The 19,212-nt window shown below is 68.4% G+C and carries 17 protein-coding genes and 2 pseudogenes; 12 read left to right on the top strand and 7 right to left on the bottom strand.

Annotation, left to right across the window (positions count from 1 at the left end):
- Nucleotides 1-1,714: pseudogene (locus tag AB0B66_RS42600) on the bottom strand (hypothetical protein); the annotation flags it as partial.
- Nucleotides 1,715-1,850: 136 nt separating this feature from the next.
- Between AB0B66_RS42600 and AB0B66_RS42605 the strand changes: the two are divergent.
- Nucleotides 1,851-3,707, top strand: coding sequence for a hypothetical protein (locus tag AB0B66_RS42605; RefSeq protein WP_360541165.1), 1,857 nt, complete (start codon nt 1,851-1,853; stop codon nt 3,705-3,707).
- Nucleotides 3,708-3,718: 11 nt separating this feature from the next.
- Here AB0B66_RS42605 and AB0B66_RS42610 read toward each other — a convergent pair whose 3' ends face one another.
- Both AB0B66_RS42610 and AB0B66_RS42615 read right to left on the bottom strand, forming a co-directional pair.
- Entirely contained in the window at nt 3,719-4,789 is a 1,071-nt protein-coding gene (locus tag AB0B66_RS42610; RefSeq protein ID WP_360541167.1) for a hypothetical protein, read from the bottom strand.
- A gap of 154 nt (nt 4,790-4,943) precedes the next feature.
- Nucleotides 4,944-5,087: a lantibiotic dehydratase gene (locus AB0B66_RS42615; protein ID WP_360541169.1), complete on the bottom strand. Its 144-nt coding sequence runs from the start codon at nt 5,085-5,087 to the stop codon at nt 4,944-4,946.
- A gap of 241 nt (nt 5,088-5,328) precedes the next feature.
- Here AB0B66_RS42615 and AB0B66_RS42620 point away from each other — a divergent pair, with 241 nt between their 5' ends.
- The 6 genes and pseudogenes from AB0B66_RS42620 to AB0B66_RS42645 all read left to right on the top strand — a co-directional run bounded on the left by AB0B66_RS42620 (nt 5,329) and on the right by AB0B66_RS42645 (nt 9,558).
- On the top strand, nt 5,329-5,490 hold the full coding sequence (locus AB0B66_RS42620) for a hypothetical protein (RefSeq protein ID WP_360541171.1): 162 nt from the start codon (nt 5,329-5,331) through the stop codon (nt 5,488-5,490).
- Nucleotides 5,471-6,082, top strand: coding sequence for an ABC transporter permease subunit (locus AB0B66_RS42625; protein WP_360541173.1), 612 nt, complete (start codon nt 5,471-5,473; stop codon nt 6,080-6,082). Before AB0B66_RS42620 ends, AB0B66_RS42625 begins: the two co-directional genes overlap by 20 nt.
- Nucleotides 5,968-7,178: pseudogene (nhaA, locus tag AB0B66_RS42630) on the top strand (Na+/H+ antiporter NhaA). The gene AB0B66_RS42625 and the pseudogene nhaA overlap by 115 nt, the downstream one beginning before the upstream one ends.
- Nucleotides 7,179-7,496: 318 nt before the next feature.
- Complete coding sequence (locus tag AB0B66_RS42635) at nt 7,497-8,066, top strand: TetR family transcriptional regulator (protein ID WP_360541175.1); 570 nt, start codon at nt 7,497-7,499, stop codon at nt 8,064-8,066.
- Nucleotides 8,063-8,791, top strand: a complete 729-nt coding sequence (locus AB0B66_RS42640) for an ABC transporter ATP-binding protein (protein ID WP_360541177.1) — start codon at nt 8,063-8,065, stop codon at nt 8,789-8,791. The genes AB0B66_RS42635 and AB0B66_RS42640 overlap by 4 nt, the downstream gene beginning before the upstream one ends.
- Nucleotides 8,788-9,558, top strand: a complete 771-nt coding sequence (locus tag AB0B66_RS42645; protein WP_360541179.1) for an ABC transporter permease — start codon at nt 8,788-8,790, stop codon at nt 9,556-9,558. The genes AB0B66_RS42640 and AB0B66_RS42645 overlap by 4 nt, the downstream gene beginning before the upstream one ends.
- 151 nt (nt 9,559-9,709) lie before the next feature.
- Here the strand turns inward: AB0B66_RS42645 and AB0B66_RS42650 are convergent, their stop codons facing one another.
- Both AB0B66_RS42650 and AB0B66_RS42655 read right to left on the bottom strand, forming a co-directional pair.
- Nucleotides 9,710-10,519: a hypothetical protein gene (locus AB0B66_RS42650; RefSeq protein ID WP_360541181.1), complete on the bottom strand. Its 810-nt coding sequence runs from the start codon at nt 10,517-10,519 to the stop codon at nt 9,710-9,712.
- Nucleotides 10,520-10,601: 82 nt separating this feature from the next.
- Nucleotides 10,602-10,778 (bottom strand): hypothetical protein, encoded by a 177-nt coding sequence (locus AB0B66_RS42655; RefSeq protein WP_360541183.1) that lies wholly within the window; start codon nt 10,776-10,778, stop codon nt 10,602-10,604.
- Nucleotides 10,779-11,371: 593 nt separating this feature from the next.
- Here AB0B66_RS42655 and AB0B66_RS42660 point away from each other — a divergent pair.
- Nucleotides 11,372-12,028, top strand: a complete 657-nt coding sequence (locus AB0B66_RS42660; RefSeq protein WP_360541185.1) for a transglycosylase domain-containing protein — start codon at nt 11,372-11,374, stop codon at nt 12,026-12,028.
- Nucleotides 12,029-12,054: 26 nt separating this feature from the next.
- On the opposite strand, the gene AB0B66_RS42665 is transcribed toward AB0B66_RS42660, so the two are convergent.
- Nucleotides 12,055-12,447 (bottom strand): hypothetical protein, encoded by a 393-nt coding sequence (locus AB0B66_RS42665; RefSeq protein ID WP_360541187.1) that lies wholly within the window; start codon nt 12,445-12,447, stop codon nt 12,055-12,057.
- A gap of 283 nt (nt 12,448-12,730) precedes the next feature.
- On the opposite strand from AB0B66_RS42665, the gene AB0B66_RS42670 reads away from it, so the two are divergent.
- Both AB0B66_RS42670 and AB0B66_RS42675 read left to right on the top strand, forming a co-directional pair.
- On the top strand, nt 12,731-13,783 hold the full coding sequence (locus AB0B66_RS42670) for a hypothetical protein (protein ID WP_360541189.1): 1,053 nt from the start codon (nt 12,731-12,733) through the stop codon (nt 13,781-13,783).
- A 966-nt stretch (nt 13,784-14,749) separates the two neighbouring features.
- The gene (locus AB0B66_RS42675; protein ID WP_360541191.1) at nt 14,750-15,355 is read left to right on the top strand and encodes a HEAT repeat domain-containing protein; all 606 of its coding nucleotides are present in this window, start codon (nt 14,750-14,752) and stop codon (nt 15,353-15,355) included.
- On the opposite strand, the gene AB0B66_RS42680 is transcribed toward AB0B66_RS42675, so the two are convergent.
- A complete protein-coding gene (locus AB0B66_RS42680) occupies nt 15,333-15,968 on the bottom strand; it encodes a hypothetical protein (protein ID WP_360541193.1) in 636 nt (211 codons plus the stop codon). The genes AB0B66_RS42675 and AB0B66_RS42680 overlap by 23 nt on opposite strands.
- Nucleotides 15,969-16,164: 196 nt before the next feature.
- On the opposite strand from AB0B66_RS42680, the gene AB0B66_RS42685 reads away from it, so the two are divergent.
- Both AB0B66_RS42685 and AB0B66_RS42690 read left to right on the top strand, forming a co-directional pair.
- On the top strand, nt 16,165-16,566 hold the full coding sequence (locus AB0B66_RS42685) for a hypothetical protein (RefSeq protein ID WP_360541195.1): 402 nt from the start codon (nt 16,165-16,167) through the stop codon (nt 16,564-16,566).
- A 196-nt stretch (nt 16,567-16,762) separates the two neighbouring features.
- Nucleotides 16,763-18,952 (top strand): WD40 repeat domain-containing protein, encoded by a 2,190-nt coding sequence (locus tag AB0B66_RS42690; protein ID WP_360541197.1) that lies wholly within the window; start codon nt 16,763-16,765, stop codon nt 18,950-18,952.
- Nucleotides 18,953-19,212 lie beyond the last annotated feature (260 nt).

Below are 19,212 nucleotides of genomic sequence, written 5' to 3' on the forward strand. Positions count from 1 at the left end.
GTAGGAGCGCGTCGAGGACTTTGTCGTGGCCTTCGCTGCTGTCCAGTAGCAGGACGGTGGCCGGTGGTGTTGGGGGTTCGTCGAGGTCGTGGGTTTGGCGGGTGCGGGCCAGGATGAGCCGGGTGACGTGTTCGATGGCGTCGGCGGTGGTCGCTGCGACGGTCGTCCGGGGGTGCTGCGGGGTGTCGCCGAGTAGCGCCATTGCGGTGGAGTGGGTCGTGATGAGGTGGCCGGGGGTCTTGGGCGCTGCGGTGGCGGCCGCGACGATGAGGGCGCGTGCCGCGGCGTGCGCGCCGGGCCCGGCGAGGACGACGCCTTGCGGTGGCAGCGTTCCGAGCCCTGCCAGGTGGGTCCCGGTGGCGGTCGCGTGAGCGTCGATCGAGCTGGCGGGGGCGCGATCCTGCTGGTCGGGGCGGATGTCGCGTGGGCCGCCTTGCAGCCGGTCGTCGTCGGTCTGTGCGCTGTCCCGGTCCGTCTCGGTTGCCGTCTGCCCGACGCGCGTCGCGTCGTTGTCGGGGTCGAGTTCCGGCCGGTCGTCGTTGCGGAGCGCTGCGCGTAGGCGGCGGACGATGTGGGGCAGCGGCGGCCACCACGGATCTGGGTGCTGCAGGCTCGTGGGCCGGCGCGGGCGGTAGCGGTGCCGGCGCATCGCCCACGCGCCGGCAACGGCGGCCAGGATCGCGGCGGCGAGCGCGGTGCTCATCCATCCGCCGGGCAGGGTGACACCTTCGTGCGGGCCGGTCTGGGGGCTGGTGTCGGTGTCCGGTCGGGGCGCGGTCTGGTTGCCGGTGGCGGGTGGGGCGGTGGTCGTGGTGTCGGGTTCGATGACGCCGTCGGGGTCTGCGGGTGGGGTGATGGCTGGTTGTGGTGCCGGTGGTGGTGGGGCCGGCAGCTGGGGCGGCTTGGGTGGTGGTGTGCCGATGCGTATGGCGCCTGGTGGTGGGGTGGCGTCGGCGGGTAGGCGTAGGTCCCAGCGGGGGTAGATGAGGTCGCAGTCGCGGAGTTTGCCGCCGGTCTTGGGCCAGTGGCGGTGCCAGTTGAGGCGGCATATCTCGGGCCAGCGGTCGGCGTCGCCGAGCCACTGCCGGGCGATCTTGGACATGGTGTCGCCGCGTCGTACGAGGGCGTGGTAGCGCTGACCGCGGATCTCGAACGTGACCTTCCCGTGGTGGGCTTTGGTGGTCGTCGCAGCCGACGCGGGCGGGACTGCCTGCATGACAGCGGCCGTCCCTGCCGTGGTCGGGGCTGCGGGGCCGGTCACGGCTGCCGCGCCGGCAGGGGCGGGTGTGGTCGCGGCGCGGGCGGCTGTGCCGGTGAGCGCGAGGACGACCGCGCCGACCAGGCCCGCCGCGACCGCCCGCAGCGGCGCAGGCAGCCGCCACCGCGACGTGTCCACTCGCGCCACCACCGACAGGACCTCCGCGGCCACCGCGAACAGCAGTCCCACCCACAGCAGCCAGCCGGCACACGCGAACAGGCCGACCAGGAACGGCACGGTCACCGGCCGCTCCAACCACGCCAGCCACTGCTGGCCTGTCGGCCACGTGTCCGGCAGCGGCCAACCCGCCACGACCGTGAGCGCTGCGGGCAGCCCGGCCAGCATGACCAGCAGCCCGATCATCGACACCAGCGCACGCACCACCCGTCCCGCGACACCGCGTCGCGGTGCGGCCGTCGGTCGCGGTGCGGCCGTCGTCGGTGTTCTCGCAGACATCTGCGCTCCTCCCCCGGGGCCTCGATCACCGGCCGCCGTTCATCATCATCTATACGGACACTGCTCCGCCACCTCAGGTAGCCGATCGGTCACCCGGGGACAGCGCAAGCGGATCGTGTTTGGCACACTGCCCTGCATGGAATCGACAGCGGTCACCCTCGCCGTCGACATCGGCGAGCAGGACACCGTTGCCGTCGCCGCAGTCGGGTCGCGCCGCATCCCGGTCCTGTTCGGCGCCGCCACGTCGATACCCTCGGCCGTCACGCTGCCCCCGCACGCAGACGCCACCGATGCTGTCGTCATCGCCGACCCCTACACGTCCCTGGCCGACGGCGACGGCGTGCGGGCCGTCGCCGTACTACTGCGCCAGGTCGCCGACGCCGCCACGGCCGCAGCAGGCACGATCAACCACCTGATGCTGACCGCTCCCCCGGCCTGGGGACCCCGCCGGCACACGCTGCTACGTCAAGCCGCAGCACAGGCCGCACTCCCGGAGCCGGTCGTCGTGCCCGCACCGGTCGCCGCCTCAGCCCACGCGCACAGCGTCGACCCGGTCCCCGATGGAGGCTGCGTACTGGTCTGCGACAGCGGCACCGCCGGCACCGACGTGTCCCTGGTACAGCACCGCGACGGCAGCTGGCAGCTGCTGTCAGCCATCCCCGCGCCCGACGCAGGACTACAGGCCCTGGAGCAGGCGCTGTCCGATCACCTGCCAGTCGGCGTCCCCCAAGGCAGCGGCCCCGTTGCAGACGGCGAGTCTAGCGCCGTTCGTGCCGCTCTGGCCCAGCTGACCGGCACCGGCCGGGCCGCCATCGTGCTACCCGACCCGCACCCGCCGGTCCTGATCACCCGCGACCACCTGCAGCAGCCCGCTGCCCGGATGCGCGAGGCGCTGCTGGCCGCCGCAGCCGAAGCCGTCACCGCAGCCGACATCGACCCCGAGCAGCTGGCAGCGATCGTCGTCGGCGGCGACGCCGCCACGCTCATCGACGCCGCCACCGCATTCGAGCAGCGCTTCGCGCTCACCCCGACGCCACTTCCCACCGGCCGCCTGGCCAGGGCACACGGCGCGCTCGACAGCCACCAGCCCACAACACCGCCGGTGTCCGCGCCCGTCTCGGCGGCGCGGGTGCGGGTGCGGCACCTGGCCGCGGTCATCCTCCCGTCGGTAGCAGCCGGGGCGATGGCGCTACAGGCCATCGTCGACACCGACCGGCTGATCCCCGACCACCTGACCTACACCACCGACGACTACGCCAAGATCAGCGCCTACTTCAACATGCCCCAGTACGCCACCGCCGCCATGTTCACCACCTGGGCCGCCATCGCCGCAGGACGCTTCGCCGCCGCAGCACTACTACATCCCGACACCGCCGACACCCCGCCCGGTCGCAATGCCAGCCGGGCCGGAAAGATCCTCGCGTTCACCGCAGCCATCGGCCTCGCCATCGCCGGCCTGTTCGGCCTACTCGGCGACGCGATCTTCGGCGGACCACCCGGCACAGCCCCCGACTTCCTCACCCCCGCACTGATCGCAGCCACCCCCGCCGCAGCCGTCACCGCCACCATCGGCATAGCCGCACCCCACGTCCCAGCACTGCGCGGCAAACCCTGGGCAGACCCGCTACACCACCCCGTCACCGCGATGCTGCTCGCAGCGGCAGGGATCATAGGCATGGAAGCCGCCTGGATGGGCGGCCTGCCCATCGAACTACCCATCCCCGACGACCTGCTCGTCATCGCCGGTGGACGCGGCGGCGCAGCATTACTCGGCGTCGCCGTCACACTCACCCTCACCCGACACCGCGCCGCAGCCACGGCCCTCGCCGCGGTCCTCGGACTCGGCTTCGCCATCGTCCACGTCCCCACCAACGACAGCATCCTCATAACCATCTACCTCGTCGCCGCCGCAGCATGGTGGATCCGCCAAGCCGCCGCCGTGGCATTACTCGCCATCCCCAACGGCACCTTCAAGCAACTGCTCGGCAACTGACCACTCCAGGGTCAGGTTTGCTCGCATCCTGCGACTGTGTCGCCGAGGTCGGTCTTGCACTTGTCGTGGCCGTATCCTGCGTACACGATGTCCGTACCGGTGCCGTCGGCGGCTAGCAGGATGTCGTCGAAGTCGGATCCGAACAGTGTGTCCGCCCCGCCATTGCCCTCCAACATTGCGGACACCGTGCTGAACAGCACATCGTTGCCTGAGCCGCCGAGCACCCCGACGATCGATGTCTGGACATTGTCGCCCTCCCCAGGGGAGCCGTCGTCGGCGATGTCGTCGACGGAAACCCGGACCGCCGTGGTGCGCGCCGTGTAATCGACGTAGCAGCTGCCGGCGAAGGTGTCCGCGCCGCCGCCGCCGACCATCGACGACAGCTGTGGGCCCGAAGTTCTCTCGCAGTACAGGTAGTCGTCGCCGTCACCGCCGTCGACCAGCGTCCTGCGGAGCCCGATCAGCCTGTCCTCGATCTGGTCGTTGCCGGCCTCGCCGTACAGCCGCACGTTGACGTACGAGTTCGCTGCCGGGGTGTGGCTCAGCACATCATTGCCGGAGCCGCCGCGTACCTCAGCGATGTCGACGTATTTGTCGTAGCGCAGTAGCACGGTGTCGTCGCCGTCAGCGACATTGATCCGTAGCTGGTAGTAGGAATACTCCCCGTGCGGGCAGGTGACCTTGGTCAAGTCGCCAGCGACGTGGGCGCATCCGCCGGCCGGCGTGATCGGATAGTTGCCGTCGAACGTCAACGACGTCGGATTGCTGGTGACGATGAGATAGTCGGCCTTGCCCACCGCAGCGGTGAACTGCACACTCTGGAGCTGTCCGGGCGCGGTCACCACCGTCGCGAACGCGGAGGTGTACGGGTCGTACCGGTCCGCCGCCACCGCCGGGACGCCAGGCAGCAGCGCCGAGGCCACGGCAAACGCGGTCAGTTTGCTGATCAGTTTCAGTCGTGCCGTCACACGCATCGTCTCTCTGTTCGGCGCCCTGGGCTGGCCGGGGTGTGGTCGTGCGGCGCGCGGAACACCGCGGATCGCCTGCAGTGTGCGAACCAGCACCGGACCGGCGCCGGTCATTGGCGGGTAGGCGTCACTGTCTGGTTCTGTGCCAGGCCTCCGTCCATTGTTATGACAAGGCCGTGGCCGCTCGCCGAGCCTGGAACCGGCGGGCTGTGCACACCACATCCGGGTTCGGGTCGGCCCGCAGACGTCCGATGATCTGCGGGTGAGGTCATGGCGCCGCCTCGCGACTCCCCACGCCATGGTGGTCATCTCCCCAGCGGACTGCTCCGCGGGCGCCGAAGTCGAGCGGTGTCACGCCAGCGAGCCGGCCGAACGGGGTGGCCCGTGTCGTCCACCGCAGCACGTAGAGCACTCATCGCCTCGGTCGTACGTTCACCTACCAGGCCCTGAGTCCAGCTGATGCACCAAACTGCGGCCACCGCCGCTGTCGATCCCGATCGATCGTCCGCGACGGTCGCCTCGCCGCGGTCGAGCGCGTCGAGTCGCTGGGCCGGCGCGCCGTCCGGACCGTCGAGATCCACTTCGACGGCACGGTCGACGCCGCCGAGTTCGCAGTCCTGCCCGGAGTCAGCGACGTCAGCGTCACCGGACCGGTGCTGCGCTGCACCGTCGACGGCCGCCTCGACCCGCTGATCAAGGCAGCGGCCCGACACGAGGTCATCGACCTGCTGTCGACCGAGCCCGACCTCGAAGACACGTTCCCTAGCTTCTACCACCAGAGTGAAGGAGCCGCAGATGTCGCCCCTGATGCGTAAGACCTGGCGCGACGGCCGCCGGGCCACCATCGGCTGGGCCGTCGGCGTCACCGCGTTCACCGCCATCTACACCTCCTTCTACAGCAGCTTCGCCGGCACCGCCCAGATGAAAGACGACGCCCTGCCTGAGGGCATGAAGAGCTTCCTGTCGATCGACGACATGACCTCGGCTGCCGGCTACCTGCAGGCGAGCGTCTACAGCCACGTCGGCCCCCTCCCGGTGATCATCTGTGGGCTGCTGCTGATCGCCCGTACCATCCCCCGGCCCGAGGAGGACGGCGGCATCGAGCTGCTGATGGTCAACCCGCTGTCGCGTCGGGCGTTCGCCGTCCAGCGGCTGGCAGCCACCGGCATCACGGTCACTACCATCGCGGCGATCCCGTGGCTGGTGGTCACGCCGATCGCCCCGGCAGTCGGGATCGACGTGCCAGCGGGCAACATTGCTTCGGCGTCGGTCGGGCTGATCGCCCTCACCTGGTGCTTCACCGGCATCGCGTTCGGGATAGGCGCGGCCACCGGTCGACGGAGCATCGCCCTGGCCGTCGCCGGAACGCTCGCCGTCGCGACATACGTCCTGCGCACCTGGATCTGACCCTCGGCGCGTGGGCCGCCGACGGGCTGCTGGCAATCTTCTTCTTCGTCGCCGGCCTGGAACTCAAACGCGAGTTCGTCGCCGGGGACCTGCGCGACCCGCGCCGGGCGGCGGTGCCGGTCGCTGCCGCGATCGGCGGCGTCATCGTTCCCGCCGCGCTCTTCACCGTCATCAACCTGCGGGCGGCCGACGGCGCGGTCAACGGCTGGGCGATCCCGACCGCCACCGACATCGCGTTCGCGCTCGCCGTGCTCGCCGTCGTCGGCCGCCGCCTGCCCACGGCGCTGCGCACGTTCCTGCTCACCCTCGCCGTCGTCGACGACCTGCTCGCGATCGTCATCATCGCGATCTTCTACACCAGCCACCTCGCCGTCGTGCCGCTCGCCGGAGCGCTGCTGACCCTGGCCGTTTTCGCCGTGCTGGTTCAGCGGCGGATCCGGTCGTGGTGGCTGCTCATGCCGCTGGCGTTCGCGACGTGGGCGCTGATGCACGCTTCCGGCGTGCATGCCACAGTTGCTGGCGTTCTGCTCGGCTTCGCGGTGCCGGTGCTGCGGCGGCGGCAGGCCGGCGATCCCGCAGACGGCCACGGTCTCGCCGAGCATTTCGAGCACCGCCTCGGCCGCTGTCGGCAGGTTTCGCGGTGCCGGTGTTCGCGTTGCTGGCCGCCGGCGTCACCATCGGGGGCGTCGAAGGCATGGCCACCGCACTGGGTGACCCGGTCGCGATCGGCATCATTGTCGGACTTGTCGTCGGCAAGCCTGTGGGCATCATGGCAGCGACTTGGCTCGTCGCCCGCTTCACCCGAGCGAAACTCGATGACGATCTCGTCTGGATCGACATCTTCGGCTTGGCGGTCCTCGCCGGGATCGGCTTCACCGTGTCGCTGCTCATCGGCGAGCTGGCGTTCGGCGTCAACAGCGACCGTGACGCCCACGTCAAAGTCGCCGTGCTCGTCGGCTCTCTTGCCGCCGCGCTGCTGGCCACAGCGGTGCTGCGGACACGCGACCGCGCCTACAAGAAGATCCACGAAGCGGAGATCCTCGACCAGAACGCCGACGACATCCCGGACGTCTACCAGACCGATCAGCGCCGATGACGCCACGCGTCGGGTCGGGCGCATCACTTCGTTGGGACCGCGACAGGTCCTGGACATGACGACGCCTCAGTGTCCATGCCGACTCGGCGGTCGGCAGCAAACGCTGCCGACCGACTCAGCCAGCGTGCGGGCCGTTGACCTCGGTGACACGGTGTCGATAGGCGGCAGAGGTGATCAGGTGGCCCAGGTTGGGACGATCCCTCAGCAAGGCCACCGGCGGACAGCCCGCAGCGACGCCCGCCCCGTCTGCCGACCAGCAGTCTTTAGGAGCGCATCACCCGCTTGCTGGCACAAATGTTAGTGGCTAACATTTGCGGCGTGAGCGACGACGGCGAAGTGAAGGGCAGGCGGACTCGGACCCGCGCCCGTCTGCTGGAATGCGCGCTGGACCTTTTCGAGCGGCAGGGCTACGAGCAGACGACCGTGGCGCACATCGCGGCTGCCGCAGGCGTCACCGAGATGACGTTCTTCCGCCACTTCAGCGCGAAGGAGCGGCTGGTGGTCGAGGATCCGTACGACCCGGTGATCGCCGACACGATCTCCGCTCAGCCGCGCGAGCTGGCCCCGCTGGCCAGGACCACCGCCGGAGTACGAGCCGCCTGGAGCCAGCTGCCAGAACCGGAGAGCGAAACCGTCCGACGGCGGGTGCGGATCGCCGCATCCACGCCCTCCCTACGTGCCGCGATCGCGGCAGCCAACACCGACACCGAGCAGATCATCGTCGACCGACTGGTCCGCGATGGCGCTGACCGGGGCTCGGCACGGGTCGCTACCGCCGCGACGCTAGCCGGCATCACCGCGGCGCTGCTGGAGTGGTCCCAACGCGACGACCTCACCCTGTCCGACGCGGTGCAATCCGCTCTGGACGTGCTGGAAGGACGGCGATGACCTCGCTGCGCATCGAAGTCCACGGTATGACGCGGCAGTTCGGCGGCGGTGCCGGCGTCAGCAGCGTCGACCTCGACGTCGCGGCCGGTGAGATCCATGCCCTCGTGGGACTGAACGGAGCAGGCAAGACCACCGTCATGCGGCTCCTGCTGGGCATGCTGCGCCCCACGGCGGGCACGGTCACGATCAACGGCCAGCCGCTGAACAGCGCCGACTGGACGACCGTTGGACACCTGGTGGAGACGCCACTTGCCTACGGCGAGCTGGACGGCAGGACGAACCTCATCCTGGCTGCTCGGCTGCACGGCGCGACCAGAACGCAAGCAGCACAAATGGTGGACCGGGTCCTGGCCGAGCTGAACCTCGCCCGGTACGCGCCGGTCCGAGCGCGGCGGATGTCGCTGGGCAACCGGCAGCGCCTCGGCCTCGCGGCAGCGCTGCAGCACGATCCCCAGGTCATCGTCCTCGACGAGCCGACGAACGCCCTCGACCCGGCCGGCGTCATCCTGCTACGCGAGGCGCTGCTGCGGCGGGCCGCCAACGGGACCGGGGTGCTGGTGTCCAGTCACCACCTCGACGAGGTAGCCCGGGTCGCCCACCGGATCACCGTCATCAACGCAGGCCAGGTGATCGGATCCCTCGACCCGCACGGCGTCGACATCGAACGATCATTTTTCGCGCTCGTGCACGCCGACGACACCCAGCACGGACGGAGCATGGCATGAACGCACGCATGTTGACGACCGCCATCACCGTCGAAGGCCGCAAAGCCACCGCCTCACGGACACTGACCAGCACAGCGATCCTCCTCGTCGCCGGCGTCGCCGCACTCGCCGCAGCCACCACGGCCGCCGCCGGCAGCGGCAACGAACAGCTCGCCGCCAAACTCGGCCCGCTCGCCACCGCCGGCGGATGGCCAGCCATGCTCAACGTCGCCACCCAGGTGACCGCAGCAGCCGGACTCCTCGCCTTCGGCGTCGCCCTGAGCTGGATGTTCGGCCGGGAGTTCACCGACGGCACCATCACCGGCCTCTTCGCCATCCCGGTCTCACGACCCAGCCTCGCGCTGGCCAAACTCCTCGTCTTCCTACTCTGGGCCACCGCCACAGCAGCAGCGCTCACCCTCGCCGTCGCCCTGGCCGCCATCGCCGTCACCCGACAGCTGCCCGAAGCGGCGGACTGGGCAAGCCTCTCCCGGCTGCTGGCCCTCGCGATCATGACCGCCCTCCTGGCCGTGCCCGCAGCCTGGGCCGCCACCCTCGGCCGAGGTCTGCTGCCCGCCATTGCCACCACGGTCACCCTGATGGCCGTCACCCAGATCGTCGTCGTAGCCGGAGCCGACGCAGGCTGGTTCCCACCCGCAGCGCCCGCGCTCTGGGCCTTGCTGCCCAACACGGTCACCCCGGCCCAACTTGCGCTCGCCGCAGCCTTCCCCATCACGTTCGGCCTGCTGACGCTTCACGCCTGGCGCCGCCTACAACTCGACCGATAAGCTCGGCCACCCTCAGCTGCGCCCCCGCCCCATTCGGGCGACCGCGAGTCGAGGCGCGCTACCAGGTGCGCCACAGCCGAGTCCGTCGACCATGGCCACATCGACGATCAGCCAGCTCAGCATCGACTTTGCTTACAAGAACATCGATCGATCACGGCGTGGTAAGAGCGGTGAGAGCATGACAAAGCGCGTCTGTGTCCGTAATCGCCTGGCGGCAGACGTCCTCGGTGATCGTGAGGCGCTGGCCGACCTTGGCCATACTCGCCGGAACCTTGGCCAGGTACTTCGCGTCGACCAGCCCGTCGTTGTGGGTGAAGACATGCCTCGCCGCCCGGAACTCGACCAGGCGCTGCCAACACGCCGGAGCGACTACCGTCCGCAGGTCGGGGTAGCCAGCGTCGACAAACAAGACGGCGGTGTGATCGAGCCGCTGGAAGATGTTGCCCTTGCCGTTAAGGCGCTGTTCGGCATCCTGGACCGCGTCACGAAACACCGCCGATCCGAGCGTCTCCACCACACTGACCAGGTTCTCCAAGGTGTCCACCCACAATCGGGTGAAGACACCCTGTTCGCGCAAGCTGGCTGCCACCTGCGCCGGAAGCTGCGCCAAACCGTCCAGGCGGGTGGTCTCAGCGCCCAGCGCGTCCATGGCCACGACCATGGCAGGCAGCCGCCCACAGACCGGGCAGAACCGGTGTTCGCCGAACACCGCATACCGCAGGGAGCAACCCGCGCAAGTGCGGATCCGGATCAGCTTTTCCTCGTCAATGCCCGGCAGCGGCACGGGGTAAAAGGGTTCGGATCGGTAGCTGAAGTTGATGTCGATACCGAACCCGGAGCGGCGAGAAGAGCGGCGCGGGGACGCGAACCGGCCGAACGCCCGGTCGAGAGCCTGGCCCACGATCTGTGCACCGAGGTCTTCGGCAGCACGAGTTACCCGGTCGAGCTGCTGCTGCGTCATGAACTCGCTGTGCTCAGCGTGACGGCCGCAGTACACACACCACAGCTCGATCTCGTCAGGCAGCGCCCCGTAATCATCACCATCAACCCGAAAGACCTGTCGACAGCTCGGACACTGTCGCCCGAAAATACCCGTGCTCATCGCTCGGGATGCTGACCCGCATCTTGTAGGAGTCAGCGTCGTGATCGACGATCTCCGCGCCCTGCGCCATCCTGAACTCCACGCCACTGCCCCACAAGCCGCCAGCCACATCCCTCATGACGTCGGATCGTGCCCCGGCAATACGACACTTCCGGACGCCATGTACGAGTGACAACCGCGTAGACCGAGACGCACCCCCAGAACGCCAAGGTACATAGCCACTGACCTGGACATACGCGTTGGGGGAACAGTCTGGAGTCTCCGGGGCTACATGAACCCTAAGTACATGATCACGATGGCCGGTGACCTGCTGCTTACATGATCGCTACCGCCGGGCGGCGACGGACGTCGCGCGGTCGCTGCCCGGCCAACTTGGCCGCGCGTTGCCGCACTACGTCAATGCGGCGCGAGCAGGGCCCGGGGATTGACCGGGTAAACGAGGCATCTTGACCTCGATCGCCCAGCACAGACGCAGTTTCGGGCGCGGTCTGGCACTCCGCTCCGGCGTGAGCCGTGCGCGGCGTTCTCGGGCTGATGTAAGCCGGCCGCCTCGACTTGGGGATGGGGATTCGTTCACCGTGCCCGCGACGACGTTGCGAGGTGGGACGGCAGGAAGGTCCTCCGAGCCATGTAGCCGCGAGGTCCTGAGCGTTCCCGTGGGCTGGACAGCTCGGGGCTGTGAAACGACGTCATAGCACCTACGGTGTCGGCATGACCGTCGTCGACGTCGAACAGCAGCCGCCCGCCATGCCGTCACCGCGCCGCCGGCACCTGCGGTGGATCGCCGGAATCCTGATCGCCATGCTGCTCGCCGCTGGAGGTTTCCTCGGCTTCGTCGAGTACTACATCTCCACCGTGCCTGAGCCGGGCGAGTTCCGTGTCGATCATCCGATCGTACGGATCGAGGACCTGCCGACCGAGGTGGCCAACGCGTTCGTTGCCGCCGTCGACCCGGACTTCTACGCCGACGACGCCGGCAACGTGTTCAACACGTCGCTGATCACCCGCCGGTACGTCCTGCTCGCGACCCAGGACACCGAGGCCGACGAGTCCACCTGGCGAATCCGGATAATGGCCGGCAAGCTCCAGGAAAAGTATGCCTACGCCGAGATCCTCGGGTTCTACCTCAACAGCGCCGACTACGGCCGCGGCGCGGTGGGCCTGGTCGCCGCCGCACAGGCGTACTTCGGCAAGCAGCCTGCGCAGCTGACTGTCGCCGAGGCGGCGCTGCTGGCGGTGCAGCTCCATCCAGACCGGCCCCAGCCTGAGGACGGGTGGAAACAGGTGCTCGACACGATGGTGCAGCACGGCACGCTAGGCAAGGCCGAGCGGGCAGCGCTGACCTTCCCTCGCGCCCGAAACCCCTGACGATCCGGCGTCGGTCCCGCCAGGGGTCAGCCGTCGGGCCGCTCGAACCACACGTCTTCGTAGCCTGGCGCAATCACGAACCTCCAGCCTGGCGGCAACGCCAAATACGGCACAACCTCGGGCCACCCTTCGCGCAAATGCGCGGTATGCCAAGGCACGTAGAAGTCGTCTGCCCTCGAGTACTCGCCAGTCCACAGGTACCAGCCGGTGGTACCGCCTTCGAGGGCCTCGCGGACTCCGTACACCGGCCAATTGACCGACGACGGACCAGAGCTCAGCGACACGCCACGCCGTAGCCCGCGAGACAGCATGCTGCGCGAGACCCCGGTGTTCAATGCCGCGGCCGCCGCCACGGGCAGGACCTCGAATCGACGGCAGAGCTCTACCTGCTCGGGCGTGACGTCCTCGGATAGGTCCATGCGCGGAAACCTAACGGATCGGCGCCCGCGGCGGCCCGCCCTGGTCGCTACGGGCGAGCGGGCCGCAGGGCATCGGTTCGTCTGCGTCGACAATGGCGTCAATGCCGACCGGATCAATGCTCCTCACCCGCACGGTGATCACATAGAGGATCGAATCCCGCAGCCCAAAGCGGGCCCATGATCACTCGGTAACGCCGCGACCACGCCGGTTACGGTGTCTGCGCGTCCGACTGCAGGTTTGCGCTCGCAGCTGTGTGGTGAGCCGCCTTGGTACAGTCCGCGAATGCCGATCAAGACCTACACCGGTGCTGCCACCTTCCCGGTCGACACCGCGGTCGACGTCACGGCCCTGGTGGAGCTTCTCGGTCGGGCCGCCACTGACGAGCGGCTGCGCAACGACCTCGGCGACCATTTCGCGTACGTGGCCGGAACCCGTCCGGAGTGGTTCCGGCCGCATCAGGAAGCCGTCGTCACCGGGTTCCTTGACGGTTTCGACGTGACTTTCGACAACCTGTGCGTGCTGCTCAACGGCGCGCCCGACCGCTGCGTGGAGCACCTGGAGCGAAGGCTACGAAGCCGCTGGTCATACCCGGAAGCGTGGGCGCTCGCGGCGATCGGGACCGAGGCCGCGCTCACCGCGATCGCCGGCCTCGTTCGCGACGGCGCGGACCCGGGCAAGGAGTTCGAGGACTCGGGCATCTGGACCCCCGCCACCGGACCGGCACAGTACCGGTTCACCCCGCACCGGCAGGCCGTCGAACTGCAGACCGTATCCGACCCCGCCGAGCTGCTCACTGCGGATCATCCCGTCGGACTGCCCCTGGACCAGGTCGTTCGTCGACCGGAGGCTACCCCGGCGGTGTGGCATTACCTGTCGCTGCGCCTCGATCAGCTGCCCGGTATGCCGGACTGGTCTGCCGACCGGGTGCACCTGGCCAGCCCGAAGGGCTCGGTTGGCTGGACGCTGACCGCGGCGGCCGGCCCAGACGGCCTCTGGCACGACGAGACTGTTACCTTCGACGAGCCGTCTCGTGACGACGACACCGAGGTCGACAACAGCGACCCGCGCGGCACCGGCATCGCTGTGCTCCGGCCGTACGACAGCGACCTTGTCTACAGCAACGGACACATCCTGTCGACACCAGGCCTGGTCGGGACGGCAGGCGGCCCACCGATAGGGCTCTACCCGAACCCACACTGCCGAAGCTGCAACCGCTCGATGTTCCACGTCCTCACGGTGCAGAACTACATCCGCGAGTACGGGCACGGCTGGCGCACCCTCTATCTGTGCGAGCAGTGCCAGATCACGACATGCACCGCCACGAACTGGAACTAACCCGCGAACAGCGCGGCCAGCCTGGACAGGCAACGAGCGCATGTTCAGAAGTGCCTGCGAGGCCTTCCGGTAGGCGCCCCAGGTCGGCCGGGAACACCCCCGCCCCCGTCGGGCACGATAGGACGATGATCGGCTACTGGGACCCGCTGCCCACGGCCCAGCGGTTGGTAGAGAGCTTCAATGAGCCCGCCGTGATTATGTTCGTCAGATCGGGCGCCGGTTATCCGTTAGTTTGGGACCCGCCCGTCTTCGCATGACCTGTGTATCTGTGAGTTTCGGACCACCCCGATAGACAGGCGGTCCGTGCCTGCCTCGGCTAGGGCTGACCGCCGGCTTTTCGGAGCACCTGTAGGAGCGTGTCGGAAGTGTGGCGGGCTTCGGCTGCGGCGGTCTCGGTTGCCCAGCCCTGGTGCCAGGGGCCGTCTGGACCTGCGGCCCAGAGCAGTGCTTCGAGGGCAGGTCTGGCCAGGTGCGGGGGCAGGCAGACGGACGTCCGGGGCGATGTCGTTGTCGGCGAGTTCCTGTAGGCCGACCTGGACAAACAGCTTCGAGATGAAGTCTGGAGTCTCCGGGGCTACATGAACCCTAAGTACATGATCACGATGGTAGCTGACCTGCCACTTACATGATCACCACGCCGGGTGGCGGCGGCCATAGCCAGCCGCCGCCCTCTCGATCTTGCGTGACTGAGAGCACCTGCCCCGAGGACACCACCTGGAGTCGGCTGCGCCCATGGCGACCTCATCACCATGCACGAGAACCTGGCTACCGCCAGTAGGACCATGGACATCGCGTAGGCACTGGGCGACCACTGTCCCGCCACTAGGCCCGTGTCTCGCGAATCATGTTCGGCCGCAAGCGCCCGCCCGGCCCGCTCAGCGTCTGCATTCGGTTCAGCGGGCGGCCGGGTTGCCGTGGCTGTGGCACCCATCATGCGGTCGACAAGATCAATGGCATCATGGGCCGATGAACGATGGTCTCGATGCCGTGATCGTCAAGGTTCTCGACTGGGAGCCCAGGGCCGACGAAGCCCTGATCGCTGCCGGGCTCACCGGAGCGCGCCGTGTCTTCGACCTCTACTACGGCAGGGCCAGGGCGAACCTGGTCACGAAAGCCACCGGCCGGGAACTGGGCGACGGCTGGTCGGCCGCCCTGCACATCGCCGCCTCGGTCGCGCCCGAGGAGTTCCTCGCCCGGCTGCCGAGCCGCGTCGGCACCACGGAGATCGTGATCCTCGGCGACATCGACGACCCGCGCGCTACGCGCATCCTCTGCGAGCAGGCCCGGCACAAGGACTTCCTGCACCGCGTCAACGCCGTCAGGGCACTGGCCAAGCACACCGGCCCGGCGAGCCGGGAGGCGGTCGAGCAGGCCCTCGCCGATGAGGATCTCGTGGTACGCAGTGCGGCGATCCGCTGCGTCGCCGACGCCGACGCCGATCCCAGCCGAGGCACGACCTTGTACGAGGCATTCCTGGCAGAACCGCGCCTGACCCCACTCCTGCGGCAGGAGGCGCGGTGGGCGTTGTCCTACCTGCGTGAAGGCAGTCCTATACCGCTCCACCCGTGGTGAGGCCGGCCGGGTTCAGCTCGGCAGAGACGGCGAGGTCCCCGTCGACCTTTGCGATGAACGCGTCGACGTGATCGGCGCATCCGTGCCGGCGGGCCCAGGCGCGCAGCGCGTCGAGGAAGCCGATCAGGTCCTGCCGGACCCCCGCCAGCAGGGCAGGTAGGGCGGACCGGGGGACGTCGACGTGGGTGCCGGGGAGGCGGGCGTCGCCGTTCTGCCATACCCGCAGGTGGGTTTCGTGGAATTCCATCTCGGGGTCGGGGCTGTGGCCCATCCACGGTGCCACCCCGGCGGGTGCCTGCTGCCATTCGCGCCAGTCCTCCAGGCCGCAGCAGCAGCTCGGGGCGATCGTCATGCCCGATTTCGGGTCGTGGATCAGCACGCCGCCGCTGATGATGATCAGTTCCTCGGCCAGCAGCGCCTCCATGATCCAGGCCGGGTCCGGGCCCGTCAGGACCCCGTACCGGTCGGCCAGGAGCGCCAGGAACAGGCTGACCTCGTCATCCGTGCAGGCGCCGTGCAGCGCCAGCCAGGACAACGGGTCACGCTGGGCGAATTGCCACGGGGGCGTGGCGTTCAGCCGCATGACTTCGACGACGGGGCGCATGGTGATCACCTGGTTATTGAACGCGACGGGAGCGAAGCTCGCGAGCTGCTTCGGCCTCGCCTTAAGCGGACCTTGCGCACGTCCCTGATCAACTACTGACTTTCACCGATCGTGGACACGGCCATCCCCAGCCGCGTGCGAACGTCGTTCAAACCAGGGCAAAAGATTTCTGGCAAAGATAGACGGGCCCAGCTACCTTCACCGCATGGAGGCCCTTCTCGCCGGTGTCGCAGGCGCGCTGATAAGCCTGGCGGCTGTACTGCTAGGAGCACGGCTCAACGCTCGTCGTGAGCATCAGCAGTGGCAGCGCGACCAGAAGCTTCGCGCAGCCACCGAGTTTCTCACCACGACACATCACCTGCTCTGGCTCTACCGAACCAGCGGTAAGGCAAGCCTTGACCAGGTCGAGCGTCGCTCATGGCGTAACCGGATGCAGCTAGCCCGCTCCGCCCTCTACCTCCTGTGCCAGCCGGCCGTCGTGGATCTTGCGGATCAGTTTGCCCAAAGGTTGCAGCAAACAACCCCCGATGCGGATGCCAATTTCAACAAAGACACCGACGAGCTGTTCTTGGCCCTTCGCGAGCAGTTTCGGCTCGAGCTGGGCTAATCCTTAACAGGGATTGATCTCCGTAGCACCGCATACCGTTGCCCGCTCCGGGATAGCGGATGCGTGGACCAGGGCAAACGCTCCTTCTTGGAGTGGTCCGTGACCGCAGCCGTGCACTTGCCACGCCCCATGAGGTGTCGTCCTCCCCCGCTATCCTTCCGCAGGATTGCGGACCTCACGGGCAGAAACGGCGGCGATGAACGACCTCTCGGCAAGCGAACTCGATCTTCTCGCCGCTTCCCACGGTGATGTGCTGGCCGCGCTCGGCTCGGACACTACGCCGCAGGGCAGGACGCTGCTGGCGGCGTGGCGGGCCGCGCGACGCGCGACAGCCGATGGCACCGGACACCTGTGGCAGGTCGCCTTGATGGTCGAGCTGCTGCGCCGCGGGGAGACCGTCACGGCGCAGCAGCTAGGCACCCGCCAGCCCGCGGCGTGGTTGCCGAACTGGGCGGCTGGTCCGCCGCTGAACTCGGGATTGCAGCACATCTACCAGCTGGGCCACCTGATCGCCGCGACGGCGGTGGCGGCGGTCGATGGGCGGCAGGTCGGGTTGTGCTTCGACCAGGACGGGGTTGTTCATACGATCGATATGGTCGAAGGCTCGGTCCAGGCCCGCCAGATGAGCGACGGCGAACAGGACTTCTACCGCGATGCCACGTTCGCGGCCCTTGACGGGCAGCAGATCATCGCCGCGGTCACCGAGCAGCAAGCACTCGTGTGGGCTACCGCCACTGGCGACGTGCTCACTGCCACCGATCCCGATGACATTCCCCGACCCGCGGGCCACCTCACCTCGGTCGCCGTCGGCCAGTTCGCCGGCGCCGGCGTCGCGCTCGCCGGGACTCGGGAGGGATACCTGCTGCTGTGGAGCATCCCGAACGGGCAACGACTCGCGAAGTTCAACGGCGGGCACTCCTGCTACGTCTCGAGCATCGCGATCAGCCCCGACGGGCCACCGATCGCGGTGACAGGCAGCGGAGGCGAAGCCGCTACCGTGTGCTTCTGGGACCTGGCCACCCGGCGACAGATCGGGCAGCCCCGCCCCACCGCGAACATCAGCCAAGTCGGCTGGACCCGGCTGGCAGACCAACCGCATGCGGTGACCGTCGATGAGCGCGGCCTGCTGCAGCTATGGCTCCCGCACGAGCCCGAGCCGGTGGCGTCCTACCCGACCGGGGTCGGGTCCGTCGGTGGCCTGGCCTGCACTGTGGTCGAACAACGCCCCGTCGCCGTCCTGTCCAGCGGCGGACGAGTACGTCTCCTGGACCTGCTCACCGGCCTGCCAGCCGGCGACACGATGACCGACTTCACACAGGAAGCGGAACAGGTCGCCGTGAGCCCGCCGAACATCTCGACCAGGTCCATCATCGCGGTCCAAGGCTGGAGCACTGAAGGCCGCGTCAACATCCTCGACCTGAAGCCCGCCCCGACCGGAGCCGCTCCCGCCGCAGACGGCGACATGAGCAGCGGCAGCAAGGCGCCCGTCTACCTCGACGCCGACATCGTGACCGTCGCCAGCCGGCAGGTCATCGCCGTGATCGACGACAACGCCACGCTGCGCCTTCACGACCTCAGCGACGGCCAGCAGGCAGGCCCGCCGCTGACCGTCTCCGCCATGAGAACCCCCTACGGGGTCCGCCTGCGATGCCTGACGCTTGGCAACCGGCCTGTCGGCATCTCCGCCACCCCAGGCCCGTTCACCGCTGTCTATCTAGACGACGGAAGCCACCTACCCCTGCCCGACGAGAGCCCCCAACGCGCCGCCCTCGCCGGCCTTGCCTGTGACGCCTCAGGCCCCACCAAGATCGTCGTACTGAGCGACCAATGGGGCTCGATGATCACCTGGGACCTGCAAACAATGCACATGCTGGGCCACCGACCCAGCAAGAAGCCCGGCTCCAACGCCTGCCTGGCAGTGACCACACTCGAGGGCCGCACAACCATCCTGAGCGCAAGCAGAAAGGGCAAGCTGCGCCGCTGGGAGACCGACCTGACAGCCCACGCCGCCCCGATCGCCGCCCACAACGGCCCCATCACCGCGATAAACACCCTCAACATCCACGGCCGCCCGGCAGCCGTCACCGTCGGCGACGACGGCCTGACATCCTCCTGGGATCTACAGACCGGCGAGCGCCGCGGGCCAAAGCTGCACCATCCTGCCCCGGTCAACGCGCTACTAGCCACCACGTTCGGCGGCACCCCAGCCGCGATCACCGCCTGCGAAGACCGCACCCTGCGCATCTGGAACCTGCTCGACGGAAAGATCCTCGACACCATGCCAACACCCCGCCCCGTCAGACGCATCTTCGCCACAGCCGCCGACGATCTGGTCCTCCTCGATCCCGAAGGACTCACCTGTCTCGGCAACAGCCAAGACGCCTGACGAACCAGCACCGTCGACAAAGTCGTCGCCGTTCTCACCCAGGCGTCGACCCTCGCAATAGGCCTCGCGACATCACCTCCGGTAGAAGGAGCGTCATCTCTTCCCGCCTATTGAGCGAGCCGCCCGAAACGCACCCCGAGACGCGGCCCGCGAACCGGCTTTGAGCAGGGTAAATAGCCGCCAGGATGAAGTCTGGAGTCTCCGGGGCTACATGAACCCTAAGTACATGATCACGATGGCAGGTGAGCTGCGGCTGCCGT

Source organism: Catellatospora sp. NPDC049111, assembly GCF_040648615.1.
Lineage (GTDB): Bacteria > Actinomycetota > Actinomycetes > Mycobacteriales > Micromonosporaceae > Catellatospora > Catellatospora aurea.